Origin of the sequence: Streptomyces sp. S465 (assembly GCF_026898115.1) — a bacterium.
Lineage (GTDB): Bacteria > Actinomycetota > Actinomycetes > Streptomycetales > Streptomycetaceae > Streptomyces > Streptomyces luomodiensis.
Genome location: NZ_CP114036.1, coordinates 6,266,692 through 6,282,275, shown reverse-complemented (window position 1 = coordinate 6,282,275; position 15,584 = coordinate 6,266,692). Strand labels below are relative to the sequence as shown.

Annotated in this window: 16 protein-coding genes and 2 pseudogenes; 7 read left to right on the top strand and 11 right to left on the bottom strand. The window is 72.0% G+C overall.

Annotation, left to right across the window (positions count from 1 at the left end):
* Positions 1–5 precede the first annotated feature (5 nt).
* A pseudogene (sodX, locus tag N6H00_RS26705) lies at positions 6–314 on the bottom strand (nickel-type superoxide dismutase maturation protease); the annotation flags it as partial.
* Positions 315–473: 159 nt separating this feature from the next.
* Between sodX and sodN the strand changes: the two are divergent.
* Positions 474–869: a superoxide dismutase, Ni gene (sodN, locus tag N6H00_RS26700; RefSeq protein WP_268974364.1), complete on the top strand. Its 396-nt coding sequence runs from the start codon at positions 474–476 to the stop codon at positions 867–869.
* Positions 870–1,276: 407 nt separating this feature from the next.
* Here sodN and N6H00_RS26695 read toward each other — a convergent pair whose 3' ends face one another.
* The 3 genes and pseudogenes from N6H00_RS26695 to N6H00_RS26685 all read right to left on the bottom strand — a co-directional run bounded on the left by N6H00_RS26695 (position 1,277) and on the right by N6H00_RS26685 (position 2,773).
* On the bottom strand, positions 1,277–1,486 hold the full coding sequence (locus N6H00_RS26695; RefSeq protein WP_268974363.1) for a type A2 lantipeptide: 210 nt from the start codon (positions 1,484–1,486) through the stop codon (positions 1,277–1,279).
* 446 nt (positions 1,487–1,932) lie between these two features.
* Positions 1,933–2,028, bottom strand: a pseudogene (locus N6H00_RS26690) (IS982 family transposase); the annotation flags it as partial.
* A 169-nt stretch (positions 2,029–2,197) separates the two neighbouring features.
* Complete coding sequence (locus N6H00_RS26685) at positions 2,198–2,773, bottom strand: TetR/AcrR family transcriptional regulator (RefSeq protein ID WP_268974362.1); 576 nt, start codon at positions 2,771–2,773, stop codon at positions 2,198–2,200.
* Positions 2,774–2,986: 213 nt separating this feature from the next.
* Here N6H00_RS26685 and N6H00_RS26680 point away from each other — a divergent pair, with 213 nt between their 5' ends.
* Positions 2,987–5,446, top strand: a complete 2,460-nt coding sequence (locus N6H00_RS26680; protein ID WP_268974361.1) for a SpoIIE family protein phosphatase — start codon at positions 2,987–2,989, stop codon at positions 5,444–5,446.
* Positions 5,447–5,507: 61 nt separating this feature from the next.
* On the opposite strand, the gene N6H00_RS26675 is transcribed toward N6H00_RS26680, so the two are convergent.
* A complete protein-coding gene (locus N6H00_RS26675) occupies positions 5,508–6,644 on the bottom strand; it encodes a LysR family transcriptional regulator (RefSeq protein ID WP_443073044.1) in 1,137 nt (378 codons plus the stop codon).
* 305 nt (positions 6,645–6,949) lie between these two features.
* On the opposite strand from N6H00_RS26675, the gene snpA reads away from it, so the two are divergent.
* Positions 6,950–7,615: a snapalysin gene (snpA, locus tag N6H00_RS26670; protein WP_268974360.1), complete on the top strand. Its 666-nt coding sequence runs from the start codon at positions 6,950–6,952 to the stop codon at positions 7,613–7,615.
* 234 nt (positions 7,616–7,849) lie between these two features.
* Positions 7,850–8,062, top strand: coding sequence for a hypothetical protein (locus N6H00_RS26665; protein ID WP_268977122.1), 213 nt, complete (start codon positions 7,850–7,852; stop codon positions 8,060–8,062).
* A 108-nt stretch (positions 8,063–8,170) separates the two neighbouring features.
* Here N6H00_RS26665 and N6H00_RS26660 read toward each other — a convergent pair whose 3' ends face one another.
* Together N6H00_RS26660 and N6H00_RS26655 are read right to left on the bottom strand one after the other, a co-directional pair.
* Complete coding sequence (locus N6H00_RS26660; protein ID WP_268974359.1) at positions 8,171–8,596, bottom strand: STAS domain-containing protein; 426 nt, start codon at positions 8,594–8,596, stop codon at positions 8,171–8,173.
* Between the two features lie 226 nt (positions 8,597–8,822).
* Positions 8,823–9,215 (bottom strand): STAS domain-containing protein, encoded by a 393-nt coding sequence (locus N6H00_RS26655; protein ID WP_268974358.1) that lies wholly within the window; start codon positions 9,213–9,215, stop codon positions 8,823–8,825.
* 388 nt (positions 9,216–9,603) lie between these two features.
* Here N6H00_RS26655 and N6H00_RS26650 point away from each other — a divergent pair, with 388 nt between their 5' ends.
* Both N6H00_RS26650 and N6H00_RS26645 read left to right on the top strand, forming a co-directional pair.
* Positions 9,604–10,542, top strand: a complete 939-nt coding sequence (locus N6H00_RS26650) for a beta-ketoacyl-ACP synthase III (RefSeq protein WP_268974357.1) — start codon at positions 9,604–9,606, stop codon at positions 10,540–10,542.
* A 107-nt stretch (positions 10,543–10,649) separates the two neighbouring features.
* Complete coding sequence (locus N6H00_RS26645) at positions 10,650–11,045, top strand: VOC family protein (RefSeq protein ID WP_268974356.1); 396 nt, start codon at positions 10,650–10,652, stop codon at positions 11,043–11,045.
* On the opposite strand, the gene N6H00_RS26640 is transcribed toward N6H00_RS26645, so the two are convergent.
* From N6H00_RS26640 to N6H00_RS26630, 3 genes are all read right to left on the bottom strand, one after another.
* Positions 11,034–11,798 (bottom strand): helix-turn-helix domain-containing protein, encoded by a 765-nt coding sequence (locus N6H00_RS26640; RefSeq protein ID WP_268974355.1) that lies wholly within the window; start codon positions 11,796–11,798, stop codon positions 11,034–11,036. The two genes, N6H00_RS26645 and N6H00_RS26640, sit on opposite strands and share 12 nt — an antisense overlap.
* Positions 11,795–12,019 carry a hypothetical protein gene (locus tag N6H00_RS26635; protein WP_268974354.1) on the bottom strand — a complete coding sequence of 75 codons (225 nt, stop codon included), beginning with the start codon at positions 12,017–12,019 and terminating at the stop codon, positions 11,795–11,797. Before N6H00_RS26635 ends, N6H00_RS26640 begins: the two co-directional genes overlap by 4 nt.
* A gap of 92 nt (positions 12,020–12,111) precedes the next feature.
* On the bottom strand, positions 12,112–13,023 hold the full coding sequence (locus tag N6H00_RS26630; RefSeq protein ID WP_268977121.1) for a glutaminase: 912 nt from the start codon (positions 13,021–13,023) through the stop codon (positions 12,112–12,114).
* Between the two features lie 188 nt (positions 13,024–13,211).
* On the opposite strand from N6H00_RS26630, the gene N6H00_RS26625 reads away from it, so the two are divergent.
* Complete coding sequence (locus N6H00_RS26625) at positions 13,212–13,802, top strand: N-acetylmuramoyl-L-alanine amidase (protein WP_268974353.1); 591 nt, start codon at positions 13,212–13,214, stop codon at positions 13,800–13,802.
* 161 nt (positions 13,803–13,963) lie between these two features.
* On the opposite strand, the gene N6H00_RS26620 is transcribed toward N6H00_RS26625, so the two are convergent.
* Positions 13,964–15,577, bottom strand: a complete 1,614-nt coding sequence (locus N6H00_RS26620) for a Na+/H+ antiporter (RefSeq protein WP_268974352.1) — start codon at positions 15,575–15,577, stop codon at positions 13,964–13,966.
* Positions 15,578–15,584: the final 7 nt, after the last annotated feature.

The following is a 15,584-nucleotide window of genomic DNA, read 5'->3' as shown; positions in this document are numbered from 1 at the left end:
ACCACCAATTCGTCCGGCACGACGCCGAACTCCCGGCTGTCGTTCTTCACATACGGATTGTCGCCCTTGACCCACCAGCCGCCCTCGCGCCGCTCCACGGCGCGCTTGACGATCAGCAGGTCCTGCCGGAACGGATGGCGCAGCACCACCACGTCCCCCGGCCGCACGGGCGCCCCGTAGCGCACCACCAGCTGGTCGCCGGGGTACAGCGTCGGCTGCATGGAGGGGTTGTACACCTCCGCCAGCCCGATCCGCAGCAGTCCGCGCTGGTCACGGTCACGCTCCTGCCCGCGATCGCCCAGCTGCTCCCGCATCACGGCACCTCCGGTCCTCACCCGCACCCACCACGATCCCAGGCGTCCCAGCCTGACACCGGACTTTTGACCTAAGCCCCCCGGGGCACCCGAGAAAAGGCTTCCCCCACGGAGTAATGTCGCACCTGAGAAGACGATCACGAATGGAAGGACAGCTCTATGCTCTCCCGCCTGTTCGCCCCGAAGGTTCAGGTCAGTGCGCACTGCGACCTGCCCTGCGGTGTGTACGACCCGGCCCAGGCCCGTATCGAAGCCGAGTCCGTCAAGGCCATCCAGGAGAAGTACCAGGCCAACGAGGACCCGCACTTCCGCGCCCGCGCCACCACCATCAAGGAGGAGCGCGCGGAGCTCGCCAAGCACCACATCTCGGTGCTCTGGAGCGACTACTTCAAGCCCCCGCACTTCGAGAAGTACCCGGAGCTGCACCAGCTGGTCAACGACACCCTCAAGGCCCTGAGCGCGGCCAAGGGCTCGACCGACCCGGCCACGGGGCAGAAGGCGCTGGACTACATCGCCCAGATCGACAAGATCTTCTGGGAGACCAAGAAGGCCTGATCTCGCATCATGCCCTCTGACCTGTAGTTCGTTTACCTGCAGCGTCTCCCTGCCCGCACCCGGTCCGCAGGCCGCCCAACACGGCGCCCATGACGGACCGGGTGCGGTCTGCTCGGCGGGTCCGGTTCGTGTCAGGCTGCTTCGGTTTCGTTCGGAGCAGCGAGTGCAGCAGTCCGCACAGGGGCCCTGCACGTCACGCTGCGGGACCTGCGGCACGAGTACGAATCCGCGCTCGCCGTGACCCACCGCTCCTACCGACTGGAGGAGAACGCGGAGGTGTACACGCAGGGCCGGGTCAACCTCGCCCCGCGCATACGGCCGCGAGGCGCCTGCGTATGACGAAACCCCCTCGGCGACAGTGCGCCGAGGGGGTTCAGGCATCAAAGATGCTCAGCCGTTACGGCTGATCAGACGGCGGTGACGTTGAGGCCTGCCTGGCCGCTGCGCAGGTCCGCCGCACCGTCCACGGTGAGGCTGTGGCCGGCCAGCTCGGCGCTGCCGATGCCTTCCAGGTAGCTCGGGCCGCCCTGCAGGGCCAGACCGGCCACGCCGCCGGCCACGCCGTCCAGGTCGGCGTCGGATATCTCGCGGGTCTCGATCTGGGCTCGGTTGCTCATGAAGCACGCTTCCTTTGTCAGTAATTTCTTTGCATGAGGCGACCGGGACCGGCGCGGACTCCGGTACGGGCAGGGCTCCCCACCCGTACCGGAGAGACAGATCCACAGACACGGAGAACCTGCGGATCCGACTCGCCGATAACCAGTCACTCACTTTCAACTGCGCCACGCGTCCCCCACACGTCACACCCGCACCAAACCGGTGATCAGGCACGTCACTTACGTCCGTAGACATGACAGAACTACTGACTTCGGCTCGTCAGGGTGATCTTTGTCGATGTGCCTGATGGGTCCGGGTGCGGGCTGTATCTCGTGCTGTAGTGAGATACGCAGCTGGCCGCACATGGGCGGCACCGGCCCCGCCGACGACGAGCGGCCCTTCGCACGGGACCTGCACCCGCTGAAGGACGATACGCATCTGCGGTTCGCCCTGCGGATCCACAGTGTGGTTCGGTGGCGAGCGGTTCCCGCAGGGTCTCGCGTTCGTCGGCTCTCGCCCCGGTCAGGGCCAAGGCGACGGGCAGGCCCTGGAGGGTGCACACCCACCGGCCGCCTCGTCCCGCTCCGCGACCCGGATGAGCCGCCGCTGAACACCCTCTTCCTGGTCCAGCGCCCAGGCGCCGACGCCAACCCGGATGTCGTACGCGTCCGGGATCGTCTCCACCGCGCGGCCCGCGGCTGGTGACCGGGCGCATCGCCCGATGGGCCACCTCAGCCCGTGGTCCCCTCACCCCCTGGGCTGATCCCCGCCACGGCCAGGCGCAGCAGCCGGTCCGCCTCGGTGGCGGGGTCCGGGTGGCGCTCGGTGGCCAGCACGATGCCGGCGATCAGCGTGAGCAGGTCGGCCGCGGTCACCCCGGGGGTCACCGCGCCGGCCTCCTCGGCCCGGCGCAGCAGCGGCTCACCCGCCTCGGAGAGGGTCGCCACGCAGGCGTTCTCATGTGCCGGATCGGCCTCCTGGTCCCACAGCATCGCGGTGGCCAGGCCCCGCGCGGAGGCGGAGTAGGCGGTGAGCGCGTCCAGCCATTCCAGCAGTGCGGCCCGTACGTCCTCCGCCTGCGCCAGTTCGCGGGCGCGGACGGCCAGGGCGTCGATGCGCTCGTGGAAGACCGCTTCCAGCAGCGCGCGCCGGGTGGGGAAGTGGCGGCGCACGGTGGCCGAGCCGACCCCGGCGGTGCGGGCGATCTGCTCCAGGGAGGCGTCGGCGCCGTGCGCGGCGACCTCCTCCTCGGCCACGGCGAGGATGCGCGCGTAGTTGCGCCGGGCGTCCGCACGTTGGGCGGGCATGGCGTCACCTCCGGGGTTGCGAAATGGCGGGGCCCTCCGTATCGTACCGAGGTTACGTGGCGGGGCCCGCCGGTCAGGGCGGCCGGCCGGGTCCGACCCGGCGGCGTCCTCCGCTCCGGTCCGCTCTGTGGTTGATGCCCGGCCCGGAGTGGACGAGGCTGGAAGGGGATCCTGGGGGACGGACCCGGTGCCGTCCCCGGAGGGATGGCGAGCATGGAGCGCCACGACAACGGCTCCGCGCAGGAGTGGGGCGGCTTCGCCGATGCGGGCTTCGACGAGACGGGGACGGCGAGGGCCACCGTCAGCGATGACGGGACACTGACCAGCTGGAACGAGGGTGCCCATCGGCTGCTCGGACATGCGCCCGCACAGGTCGTGGGCCGGCCCGCCGCCGAGCTGCTGGCCCATCCGGGCGACACCGCGACCGCCGAGGTCCGCCGGGCCCGGACCCAGCCCCGGTGGCACGGGACGGTGACGCTGCGCCATCGGGACGGCCATGAGGTGCCGGTGCGGATACTGGCGCACCGCGGACCGCCGCAGGGCGACTGGCTGCTGGTGACCGCGGCGCCTCGGGCGGAGAATCCGCCCACCGGGCCCGACGACGAGACGCTGGTGCTCTGGGCCTACGCACAGTCGCCCTGCCCCATAGCGATCTACGACGCCGGGCTGCGGCTGCGCAAGGCGAACATCGAGATGACCCGCGTCCTCGGCCTCTCCGAAGCGGAGATGCGCGGCCTGCGGCTCACGGAGATCGGCGGCAAGCTCCAGAGCGAGGAGCTCGAAACGGTTCTGCACCAGGTGCTGGCCACCGGCGAGCGGCGCGATGTGGAGACGTACCTGCGCGCCGGCGGCGAGGCCAAGGAGCACGCCTGGTCGATCCGGTACGTCGCGCTGAGGGGGAACGACGGCCAGGTGGAGGGGGTCTGCCTGGCCTCGCACGACATCACCGAGCAGTATCTGGCCCGCCAGCGGCTGCTGTTGCTGAGCGCGGCCAGCGAACGGATCGGCAGCACCCTCGACATCGACCAGACCGCCCAGGAGCTCGCCGACGTCTGCGTACCCCGGCTGGCCGACTACGCCAGCGTCGATCTGCTGGAGCGGCTGGACCAGGAAGAGGAGCTGCCGTCCGGGCCGCTCACCGGCCCGGTCAGGCTGCGCCGCGCCGCCCGGCGGTCCATCTACGAGGGCAGCCCCGAATCCGTGGTGGAGGTGGGGAAGGTGGACAGCTACCCCGAGGTCTCGCCGATGGTCGAATGCCTGCTGGCGGAGCGGCCCGTCATCCACGCGGTCACCGACCCCACGATCGCCGCATGGGGCGCGCTGAAGCCCGACCGCGCGCGTACGCTCCATCGGTACGGCATCCACTCGATCATGTCGGTGCCGATCCGGGCGCGGGGCACGACGCTCGGGGTGGCCGTGTTCGCCCGCCACCGCACCCCCGAGCCGTTCACCCATGACGATGCGCTGCTGGCCGAGGAGATCACCACCCGGGCCGCCGTCTGCGTGGACAACGCCCGCCGCTTCACCCGGGAACGCGACACCGCCCTGGCCCTCCAGCGCAGCCTGCTGCCGCGGTCCCTGCCCCAGCCGGCGGCGGTCGAGGTCGCCTCCCGCTATCTGCCCGCGGGGCCGTGCGCGGGGGCGGGCGGGGACTGGTTCGACGTCATCCCGCTGTCCGGGGAACGGGTCGCGCTGGTCGTGGGCGATGTGGTCGGGCATGGCATCGAGGCGGCGGCCACCATGGGCCGGCTGCGGACGGCGGTCCGCACCCTCGCCGATGTCGATCTGCCACCGGACGAACTGCTCACCCACCTGGACGACCTGGTGATCCATCTGGCCGCGGAGACCGGGGCCGGGGAGACCACCGGGGACGTGGGGGCCACCTGTCTGTACGCCGTCTACGACCCGGTCTCGCACCGCTGCTCGCTGGCCGCGGCCGGGCACCCCGCCCCAGCGCTGACCAGGCCCGACGGCAGCGTGCAGTTCCTGCCGGTGCCGGTCGGACCGCCACTGGGCGTCGGCGGGCTGCCGTTCGAGACGATGGAGACCGAACTCCCCGAGAACGCCGTGCTCGCCCTCTACACCAACGGACTGATGGGCGGCTGGGAGCGCGATGTGGACGAGGGGCGTCTGCTGCTGGCCGACGCGCTGGCCCACCCCGTCGGCACCCTGGACGGCACCTGCGACTCCGTTCTGCGGGCACTCCTCCCCAGCCAGGGCGTACTGGACGACGTCGCGCTGCTGCTCGCCCGCGTCCGCACCCTGGACGCGGCGCACGTGGCCACCTGGGACGTGCCCGCCGACCCGGCGTACGTGGCCCGGTCCCGCCGGGATGTCACGGCGCGGCTGACCGAATGGGGGCTCGACGAGGCCGTCTTCACCACCGAGCTGGTCGTCAGCGAGCTGGTCACCAACGCCATCCGGCACGCCGTCCCGCCCATCCAGCTGCGGCTCATCCATGACCACGCGCTGATCTGCGAGGTCTCCGACGCCTCCAACACCGCCCCGCACATGCGCCGCGCCCGCACCTTCGACGAGGGCGGCCGCGGTCTGCTGCTGGTCGCACGGCTCAGCCAGCGCTGGGGCAGCCGGCAGACCACCGAGGGCAAGACGATCTGGTCGGAGCAGACACTCCCGGTCGGGCTGCCCACCGAGTTCCCGGGCCTGACCTGAGGGCGTCACCAGGGCCGGAGTGTCCGGCCGTACTCGCGGTGCGTCCGGCCGCACTCGCGCGCTACGAGACCTCGGCGGGCCCGGCGAGCCCCATGGCGTCGAACGCCTCGTGCGTCCGGGCGTCGTGGAAGCGCAGCAGCGGGCTCTCGTTGCGGACCAGCCACTGGCGGTACGTGGGGCTGGCCCAGGCGATCTCGAAGTACGCGTCCTCCAGGTCGCCGAAGAGGGCGTCGACGTCGAGAGGATCACCGGGCGCCGCGCCCGGGGCGGACGTGGCGGGTCCGGTGGCAGGTCCGGCGGGTCCGCTGGCGGATTCGGCGGCGGGGTCGGCAGGGCGAACGGGCTCGGCGGGTCCGGCGGCGGGCGCTGTACGGGCCGCCGGGGCCACCCGTGAGGCCAGGAACAGCCGGACCGTCAGCGGATCGCCGTGCAGCGGACGCACGGCCACGCCCTGACGGGACCGGGCGGTGGGCTGGCACGGGGTGACCACCTCGCCCGAGGCGACCAGATCGGCGGCGGTCAGATAGTCCCCGTACACCACCCTCGGGTTGAGCCCCGCCGCGGCCAGCACCCGGCGCAGCCCGGGGCCCTCGCCGTCCACGCTGGGATCGACCATCCACTGGTCGGCGGCCAGCTCGGCGAGGGGCACCACGGGCCGCGCGGCGGCCGGATGGGTTTCGGCCAGCGCGACGAACTGCGGCTCCCGCGCCACCAGCACCCGGCGTTCCACGCCCTCGGGCACCCGCAGCGGCGCGCCCTCGACCTCGTGGACGAAGGCGACGTCCAGCTGGTTGGCGGCCACCATCTGGAGCAGCGCGTTGGCGGAGACGTCGATGTGGATGGTGGTGTCCGCCTCCGGATAACGGGCGCGGAGCCTGCGCAGCCAGCCGACCACGGCCCGGCTGCCCGTGCTGCCGATGCGCAACCGGGCGTCGGCGGTCCGTCCCGCCTCCTGCCGTACCTCGCTGACCAGGGCGTTCATCTCGGCCACGATCGGCCGGGCGCGGCACAGCACGGACCGTCCGAGCGGGGTCGGCCGACTGCCGGTGACCTCGCGCGAGAACAGCCGGCCGCCGATGGTGTTCTCGATACGCCGGAGCTGGGTCGTCAAGGAGGGTTGGGTCATGCCCAGTTGACGCGCCGCCTTCCGTAGGCTGCCGGTGTCGGCGATGGCGCACAGTGCACGGAGGTGCCTCACCTCGAGCTCCACGGCGAGAGCATAACTGCGCCTTTATCGGTCACACCAGAGCCTGAAACCGCACCAAACCCATACCGTAAATGATCAATCGGTGGTCAAACACCGGTCAACTGGCGGTCAAACGGGGGCTGTCGGGCAGGCTCCCGGATGCCGGCGAGGGATATGCCCTGGTCCTATCACCAGTTGATATCTCCGCGTACGGCCGGATCTCCTCAAGACTCTGCGTCAGCCAAGAGTTCATCCCACGGCCTCGGTCGCCACCCCACACGGCGACCGGGGCCCGAGGACGATGAGGAGCCCCCCACATGTCACTCCCCAAGCTGGCGCTGTCCGCGACCATCGGCCTCGGCCTGGCGGCGAGCCTGGCCGCCGTACCCGCGTCCGCCGCCACGCCCGACCACACCACGGCTCAGCGGGGCGCCGCGACCGCCGCCTACACCCCGAGCGGTGCGGAGCGGGCCGACACCGACGCCTTCATCAAGGCCGTGATGAAGTCGGCGCTGGCCAAGCGGGCGAAGTCGCCCAGCACGTCAGCGGCCGTCACGGTGACCTACAGCGCGAGCCAGGCCCCGACCTTCCAGTCGGTGATAGCCCGCTCCACCCAGATATGGAACGCCGCGGTGAGCAACGTGAAGCTCCAGGAGGGCAGCAACCCGGACTTCACCTACCGCGAGGGCAACGACGCCAGGGGCTCGTACGCGAGCACCGACGGCCACGGCAGCGGCTACGTCTTCCTGGACTACGCCCAGAACCAGGAGTACGACTCCACCCGGGTCACCGCGCACGAGACCGGCCATGTGCTGGGCCTCCCGGACCACTACTCGGGTCCGTGCAGCGAGCTGATGTCCGGTGGCGGCCCCGGCACCTCCTGCACCAACTCGCAGCCGAACCAGGACGAGATCAACCGCGTCAACCAGCTCTGGGCCAACGGTCTGGCCTCGATCGAGAAGCAGACGGCCGCGGCCCGCTGAGCCCGCCGAACCCACTGATCCCCTGGATCAGGGCCTGACCGCCCGCACCTGGTTCCCGACGCCGGGTGCGGGCGTTCGGCGTGCGCGGACGCCGATGAGCACCCCACGGGGAGCGGCCGGCGAGAAACGACGCCGCCTCTGCCCGGAGGTACCGTGTAAACACCAGGAGCATTCCGAACAAGCCGGCCGGATTCCCTCCAGCTGGGGCCCGGCCCCAGGGAGTGGGTGAGCACCATGGAGACCGTGATCACCGTGGTCGTGATCCTCGCGCTGATCGCCGTGGGCGCCCTGCTGATCCACCGGACCAATGTCCAGAACGGCAACCGCATGTCCGCCGAGAGCCACGACGTCCACCCGGGCGGCGGCCGGTCCCGCCATCGCCCCTGGGGCCGTGGACGGCAGCACCGGGGCCATCGGATGCCCCCTCCCCGGGACGGCCGGATCTGAGGCCGACCGGCCGCCGGACCTGGGACCGACCGACCGCCGGGCCCGGGAGCGGCCGGAGACCCGACGACACCCCGCCGCACAGGCCAGGCCCGCCCCCGCTCCTGGTGCCTACTCCTGTCGCAGCGCCTCGTCCAGCGTGGCGACCGGGCGGAGCACATCCAGCAGCCGCCCCGCCCGCAGGGTGCGGAGGACCAAGGCGTTGTCGCAGACCAGCCGCATCCGTCCGTGCCGCTCCCCCACACGCCGATGGGCCCGGCACAGCAGTCCCAGGCCCGAACAGTCGAAGAAGGCGGCCGGCCGTAAGTCCACGATCACCGCGGGCTCGTCCCCGGTCGTGGCCGCGTCCAGCGACGGCCCCACAGTCCCCAGCCCGGCGATGTCGATCTCGCCATGGAGCTCCACCACGGTGTACCCGCCGGTCCGGTACGTATGAACGCGAGGAGCGGTGTCATCCGCGACGCCGTCCGCGGCGGCGGCATGAGCGCCGTGAACCGGCGGCACCGGCGCATACCGGGAGGCGCCTGGCTGCGTCATCGCGAAATCCCCTCGGAACGGCACACTACCCCCTCACCTTGTCAGGGTCCCCGGAAGCGGGCAGGGTCGGGCATCGAGTGCGAATCCGCCGGGTCCTTAGGCGACGTCCCGCGAGCGTAAAGGGGTGACCACCGGTTACAGAGGCAGGGACGCGGAATTCGACGAGTCAAGACCGCCCGTTCGAGTGAATTTCGGTTCTTGTTATTGACACTTCGTCAGCTTTGCCCTAGGCGAGGGCGTCACCGCCCCCTCCGGTCGCCGGACCCGCGGCCCCCGCGATCGCCGGCGTCAGATCCTCCAGCACCTCGAAGGCGTCGTCCAGCCGGACCATGCGCAGCAGTCGCAGGAACCGCGGTTCGTCGATGACGAGCCGCAGCCGCCCGTCCCGCTCCAGCGCACGATTGCGCAATCGGCACAGTAACGACAATCCGGCGCAGTCCAGGAACGTGACCGGCCGCAGGTCCAGGACCAGATCCGGGCACCGTACCTGAGCGAGGGAGTCGAGCCGAGCCACGATCCGCCCCGCGGCGAAGATGTCCAGCTCTCCCGCGATCTCGGCGACGGTGACGCCGCCGACCACGTGGACTCGGACGCCGAAGGCGGGCCGATCATCGAACATGCAAGCCTCCTTGACCACCTGGTGGAGGCGCGCGACACCGGAGCCCGCGGCCACGCCGGTCATCGCCGGGGTCCAGGCCGGCCCTTCAGTAGGTGACATACCCATCTACCGGCTGACCAGTCAACGAACGGCCAGGCACATGACGTTGACCTATTAAGACCCCTCACCTGTCCTGAGCCACGGTCAGGTGTCGCTCCCTTCCGCCGCCCAGCCCTCGGCCCGCCGCCGGGGAAAGGCCGAAAGCTCCAGATCTCGGCGGCCAGGATTGGTGAGTAACCCGAGCGCACGGCACGTCTGCTCCCCTCAAGCTTGGACACACCGCAGACTGTGCGTCGAGATCCCCGCAAAAGGCGTGGATATGTCGGCACTGGCGCGAAGGGGATGACCGATGACCGGCTCGCACGTACTGGCGCTCGGCCACTACCAGCCCGCGAAAGTGCTCGGCAACGACGACCTCGCGGCCATGGTCGACACCAGCGACGAGTGGATCCGCAGCCGGGTGGGCATCCGCACCCGGCACCTCGCCCGCCCCGACGAGACGGTCGACGAGATGGCCGCGGCGGCGGCCGCCAAGGCGCTGGCCCACAGCGGCCTCGCCCCCTCGGACATCGACCTCGTGCTCGTCGCCACCTGCACGGCGATCGACCGCAGCCCCAACATGGCGGCCCGCGTCGCCGCCCGGCTCGGGCTGCCCTGCCCCGCCACCATGGACCTCAACGTGGTGTGCGCCGGGTTCACCCACGCCCTCGCCACCGCCGACCACACCATCCGGGCCGGGGCGGCCACCGCGGCCCTGGTGATCGGTGCGGAGAAGTTCAGCGCGGCCACCGACTGGACCGACCGCTCCACCTGCGTCCTGACCGGCGACGGCGCGGGCGCGGCCGTGGTGGTGGCCGCCGAGCGGCCGGGCATCGGCCCGGTGGTGTGGGGCTCGGTACCGGAGATGGGCGGCGCGGTCCTCATCGAGGGCACCCCGCCCCGCTTCTCGCAGGAGGGCCAGACCGTCTACCGCTGGGCCACCACCCAGCTGCCGCCGATCGCGCGGAAGGTGTGCGAACGGGCCGGTACCGCCCCGGAGGACCTGGCCGGGGTGGTGCTGCACCAGGCCAATCTGCGGATCGTCGAACCGGTCGCCCGCAAGCTGGGCGCGGTCAACGCGGTGATCGCCCGCGATGTGGTGGAGTCCGGCAACACCTCGGCGGCCAGCATTCCGCTCGCGCTCTCCAAGCTCGTCGAGCGCGGGGAGGTCCCCTCCGGCGCCCCGGTGCTGCTCTTCGGCTTCGGCGGCAATCTGTCGTACGCCGGCCAGGTCATCCGCTGCCCCTGACAGCGCCCCGGCGGTCCCCCGACGGCCCCCGGCGGCTCCCGGCGGTCCCGGCCGGGAGGTCCGATTCGTTCAAGACCGGCGGCCGGCGCGCTGCCTACGCTGCCCGCATGACAGCACGATTCAACGCCATCGGCCTGGTCGTCGCCGACATGGCGGCGTCCCTCGCCTTCTACCGCAGCCTCGGCCTCGACCTCCCCGCCGAGGCCGACACCCAGCCCCACGCCGAGGCCACCCTGCCCGGCGGGACGCGGCTGATGTGGGACACCGTCGAGACGGTGCGCTCCTTCGACCCGGACTGGACACCGCCGGCCGGATCCCACCGGGTGTCACTGGCCTTCCTCTGCGACAGCCCGGCCGAGGTGGACAAGACCTACCGGGACCTCGTGGCGGCGGGTGCGCGCGGGGAGAAGGAGCCGTGGGACGCGGTGTGGGGGCAACGCTACGCGGTGGTCCTCGACCCCGACGGCAACGGCGTGGACCTCTTCGCCCCGCTACCCTCCTGACCCCTGGAGCAGACGGCCCAGGGGGACGCCCGTCAGTGTCCGCACCTCGCGGGCGAGGTGGGCCTGGTCGGCGTAGCCCGCCGCCGCCGCGACCTCCGCGAAGCGGACACCGGTGCGCGCCAGGTCCAGGGCGCGGTTCAGCCGGAGCACCCGGCCCAGCGTCCTGGGGCCGTAGCCGAACGCGGCGAGGGAGCGGCGGCGCAGCTGCCGCTCTCCCAGCCCCACGGCGGCGGCGATCCGGGCCACTCCCGTCCCGCGCGAGACCCCCGCGACGATCGCGGCAAGCACCGGATCGGGGGGTTCCGCCGTCCGCAGCCGGCCCAGGGCGGCTTCCTCCAGGACGCGTCCCGGAGCCGCCTCGCGCCCGGCGCCCCGTCCGGCGATCCGCCCGCCGATCCCCTCGCCGATCCCTTCGGCGATCCGCTCGGCCAGCCGCCGGACCTCCGCGTCCGGCCAGAGCGCGGCCAACGGCACCCGCTGGTCCCGGAGTTCATGCGCCGGTACGCCGAGCACGGCGGGACCCGTACCCGGGGCGAACCGCAGGCCCACGGCGCGGCTGCCCGGCGGGCCGGAGGCCAGATGGGCGCGGGTGTCCGGACCCGCGACGAACAGCTCGCCGGCCGGTCCGGCGTCGCTCCAGATCAGATCCGTGCAGCCGTCCGGGAGCACCCGCTGCGGTCCGGCGCCGGCCGTACGGGTCCACACCACGGCGCCGCCGCCGATCAGCGCCCTCCGTTCCCGGTACGCGCTCAAGGGACCTCGCGCAGATACATCGCACCGCACGAGTGGCAGAAGGGGCCCGAATCGCCCGTGGCCCACAGGTCGGCGGCCTGGGTCTCGGCGTCCGGGTCCAGTTCCCGTCCGCACATCGCCGTCGTTCCGTTGGCGCGGACCATGTGCCAGATCTTGACCGGTGCGCCCGCGACCCGCCCGGAGCTGCCCTCCTCGTATTCGCCGCGCATCTCATGCTGCATGGCGGTACACCTCCTGCTCACCACCACTACCCTCCATGCTCCCGCCGTGCCGGGCCGGGCGCCACCTCCGCCCGTCAGCGGCCGGAAGGACGTCAGAAGACGGACCAGCCGGTCAGCGTCGTGAAGTGGTCCAGGGCCGCCACTCCGGCCACCGAGTTGCCGCGCGCGTCGAGGCCGGGGCTCCAGACACACAGCGTGCAGCGGCCGGGGACCACCGCGACGATGCCGCCGCCGACGCCGCTCTTGCCCGGCAGCCCGACGCGGTAGGCGAAGTCACCGGCCGCGTCGTACGTACCGCAGGTGAGCATGACCGCGTTGACCCGCTTGGCCTCGCTGCGCGACAGCAGCCGCGAACCGTCCGCGCGCAGCCCGTGTCGGGCCAGGAAACCGCCGGCCAGCGCCAGGTCCCGGCAGCTCATCCGGATCGAGCACTGCCAGAAGTAGTGCTCCAGGACGGTCGGCACGGGGTTGTCGAGGTTGCCGTAGCCGGCCATGAAGTGGGCGAGGGCGGCATTACGGTCGCCATGGGCGGCCTCGGAGGCGGCGACCTCCTGGTCGAAGGCGAGGTCCGGATTGCCGCTCTCGGCGCGCAGGAAGTCCAGCATGGTGGTGCTGGCGTCGCCGGTAAGGGTGTGCAGCCGGTCGGTGACGACGAGCGCCCCGGCGTTGATGAACGGATTGCGCGGGATGCCGTTCTCGTACTCCAGCTGCACCAGGGAGTTGAAGGGGTTGCCCGAGGGCTCCCGGCCGACCCGCCGCCACAGCTTCTCGCCGTCCTCGGCGAGCACCAGCGCGAGGCTGAACGCCTTGGAGATGGACTGCACCGAGAAGGGCCGCTCCCAGTCGCCGACCCCGGCGACCCGGCCGTCGGTGTCGGCGAGGGCGATCCCGAAGCGGTCCGGGTCCACCGAGGCGAGCGCCGGGATGTACTGGGCCACCCGGCCCCGGCCGATCCGCGGCTTCACATGGGCCGCGACCTCCTCCAGCACTGCCTGGTAGTCCATCGTCATGGTGCGGTGCGTCTCCCGTGCGACGGCGAGCGAATGGATCGGTTCGCACGATAACCCTCACCCAAAACCCTCACCCGACCGTCCATCACTCCATGTGTTTATCGATGTGCGATGGGTAAGCCCACAGGTGAACCAGGCGGGCCGCGACCGGGGCCCGCCGTACGACCAGAACGGAGGCGGTCATGGCCTCACCCATGTCCGCGGGGGACTTCCTGGCGGCGCTGACGGACGAGGGCGTGCGGGTGACGCAGGTCGGCGACTGGCGGCAGCACAACAGAAACCACAAGGGGCCGTGGGGCCCGGTGCACGGGGTGATGATCCACCACACCGTCACCTCCGGCACCGAGGAGACGGTGGAGATCTGCCGGGACGGCTTCGAGTCGCTGCCCGGCCCGCTGTGCCACGGCGTGATCGCCAAGGACGGCGGGGTCCACCTGGTCGGCTACGGCCGCGCCAACCACGCCGGGCTGGGCGACGACGACGTCCTGCGGGCGGTGATCGCCGAGAAGGCGCTGCCGCCGGACAACGAGGCCAATACCGACGGCAACCGCGCCTTCTACGGCTTCGAGTGCGAGAACCTCGGCGATGGCGAGGACCCGTGGCCCGAGGAGCAGCTGGACGCGATCGCACGGGCCGCGGCCGCCGTGTGCCGCCATCACGGCTGGACCGAGCGCTCGGTGATCGGCCACCTCGAATGGCAGCCGGGCAAGGTGGATCCGCGGGGCTTCACGATGGACGCGATGCGCGCCCGGATCCGCGAGCGGCTCAAGTAGCGCCGGGGACGGCGGACGGCCACGGAGGGGCGGGGGCTCCGGCCCCAGGCGCCCTGGCACGGGACTCACGCGCCCTGGCACGGGCCTCGCGCGGGGCTCACACGCCCTGGCACGGGGCTCAGGCACCCTCGCAAGGAGCCTCAGGCGCCCTCGCGTGGGGCTCAGGCCCCTTCATCCTCCGTGGCCCCCTCCCGGTAGAGCGCCGCTTCCTCCAGGTCCAGCCGGCGCAGCAGCGACCGCAGCATCTCGTCGTCGATCCGCCGGGCGTCCCGCAGGTCCACGAACACCTTCCGCTCGGCTTCGATCATCTCCCGGGCCAGCCTCCGATAGGTGTCGTCCGCCGATTCGCCGGTCACCTCGTTGACCGCCCCGAGCCGCTCCCATACGGCGTTGCGGCGCTGTTCCAGCACCGTGCGCAGCCGGGCGGCGAGCGGCGGCGGCAGGGCGTTGCGCTCATCGCCGAGCAGTTCGTCCAGCCGGCGCTCGGCCTCCAGCGACGCCGCGTTCTGCGCCTGCGCCTCGGCGAGCGTCTCGGCCCGTGGATCGCGGCCCGGCAGTCCGAGCAGCCGGATCAGGGAGGGCAGGGTGAGCCCGTGGCCGACCAGGGTGCCGATGACGGTGGTGAAGGTCAGGAAGAGGATCAGGTTGCGGGCCGGGAAGGGCCCTCCGCCGTGCACGGTCTGCGGGATCGAGAAGGCGATGGCCAGTGAGACCACCCCGCGCATCCCGGCCCAGCCGACGACGACCGAGGCGGTCCAGTCGGTGCCGGGCTCGCGCTCGCGGATGCCGGGGAAAAGCATCCGCGGCAGGAAGGTCGCCGGGAAGACCCAGACGAAGCGGGCGGCCACCACGGTCAGGAAGACGACGGCCGCGTACCAGGCGGCCTGGCCCGCCCCGTACTCCCCCAGACCGGCCACCACGACCCGCAGTTGCAGCCCGATCAGCGCGAACACCACCGACTCCAGGATGAAGTCGATCATCCGCCAGACCGCCGCCTCCTGGAGCCGGGTCGCGAAGTCGACCTGCCAGGAGTGGTGTCCGAGGTAGAGCCCGACCACCACGACGGCGAGCACGCCCGACGCCCCGACCTGTTCGGCGGCGGCGTAGGCGACGAAGGGGATGAGCAGCGACAGGGTGTTCTGGAGCAGCGGGTCCCGCAGCCGGGTGCGGAGCCAATGCAGCGGCACCATCAGGATCAGACCGACCACGACCCCGCCGACGGCCGCGAAGACGAACTCCCGCACCCCCTCGGTCCAGCTGACCCCCTCCCCCACCGCCGCGGCCACCGCCACCCGGTAGGCGGTGATCGCGGTCGCGTCGTTGAACAGCGACTCGCCCTGGAGCACCGTGGTGAGCCGGGAGGGCAGCCCGATGCGGCGGGCGATGGCGGTGGCGGCCACGGCGTCCGGCGGTGCGACCACCGCGCCCAGCACCAGGGCGGCGGCCAGCGGCAGGCCCGGGATCACCAGATGGGCGACCGCGCCGACCGCGACCGTGGCGAAGAGGACGTAGCCGACCGAGAGCAGCGCGACGGGCCGCAGATTGGCGCGCAGATCCAGGTACGAGCTGTCCAGCGCCGCGGTGTGCAGCAGCGGCGGCAGCACCAGGGGCAGCACGACATGCGGGTCCAGGGTGTAGTCGGGCACCCCCGGTACGTACGAGCCGACGAGCCCGACCGCCACCAGCAACAGCGGTGCGGGCACCGGCGTCCGGCGGGCCGCGCCGGCGACCACCGCGCTCCCCGCGACCAGCATCAACAGCGGCACTACGTCCATCGCCCGG

Bases quoted from the DNA above. Each gene is read 5' to 3' on its own strand.
- sodN (WP_268974364.1), top strand. From the start codon at position 474: ATGCTCTCCCGCCTGTTCGCCCCGAAGGTTCAGGTCAGTGCGCACTGC.
- N6H00_RS26695 (WP_268974363.1), bottom strand. From the start codon at position 1,486: ATGAGCAACCGAGCCCAGATCGAGACCCGCGAGATATCCGACGCCGAC.
- N6H00_RS26685 (WP_268974362.1), bottom strand. From the start codon at position 2,773: ATGCCCGCCCAACGTGCGGACGCCCGGCGCAACTACGCGCGCATCCTC.
- N6H00_RS26680 (WP_268974361.1), top strand. From the start codon at position 2,987: ATGGAGCGCCACGACAACGGCTCCGCGCAGGAGTGGGGCGGCTTCGCC.
- snpA (WP_268974360.1), top strand. From the start codon at position 6,950: ATGTCACTCCCCAAGCTGGCGCTGTCCGCGACCATCGGCCTCGGCCTG.
- N6H00_RS26665 (WP_268977122.1), top strand. From the start codon at position 7,850: ATGGAGACCGTGATCACCGTGGTCGTGATCCTCGCGCTGATCGCCGTG.
- N6H00_RS26660 (WP_268974359.1), bottom strand. From the start codon at position 8,596: ATGACGCAGCCAGGCGCCTCCCGGTATGCGCCGGTGCCGCCGGTTCAC.
- N6H00_RS26655 (WP_268974358.1), bottom strand. From the start codon at position 9,215: ATGTTCGATGATCGGCCCGCCTTCGGCGTCCGAGTCCACGTGGTCGGC.
- N6H00_RS26650 (WP_268974357.1), top strand. From the start codon at position 9,604: ATGACCGGCTCGCACGTACTGGCGCTCGGCCACTACCAGCCCGCGAAA.
- N6H00_RS26645 (WP_268974356.1), top strand. From the start codon at position 10,650: ATGACAGCACGATTCAACGCCATCGGCCTGGTCGTCGCCGACATGGCG.
- N6H00_RS26635 (WP_268974354.1), bottom strand. From the start codon at position 12,019: ATGCAGCATGAGATGCGCGGCGAATACGAGGAGGGCAGCTCCGGGCGG.
- N6H00_RS26630 (WP_268977121.1), bottom strand. From the start codon at position 13,023: ATGGACTACCAGGCAGTGCTGGAGGAGGTCGCGGCCCATGTGAAGCCG.
- N6H00_RS26625 (WP_268974353.1), top strand. From the start codon at position 13,212: ATGGCCTCACCCATGTCCGCGGGGGACTTCCTGGCGGCGCTGACGGAC.
- N6H00_RS26620 (WP_268974352.1), bottom strand. From the start codon at position 15,577: ATGGACGTAGTGCCGCTGTTGATGCTGGTCGCGGGGAGCGCGGTGGTC.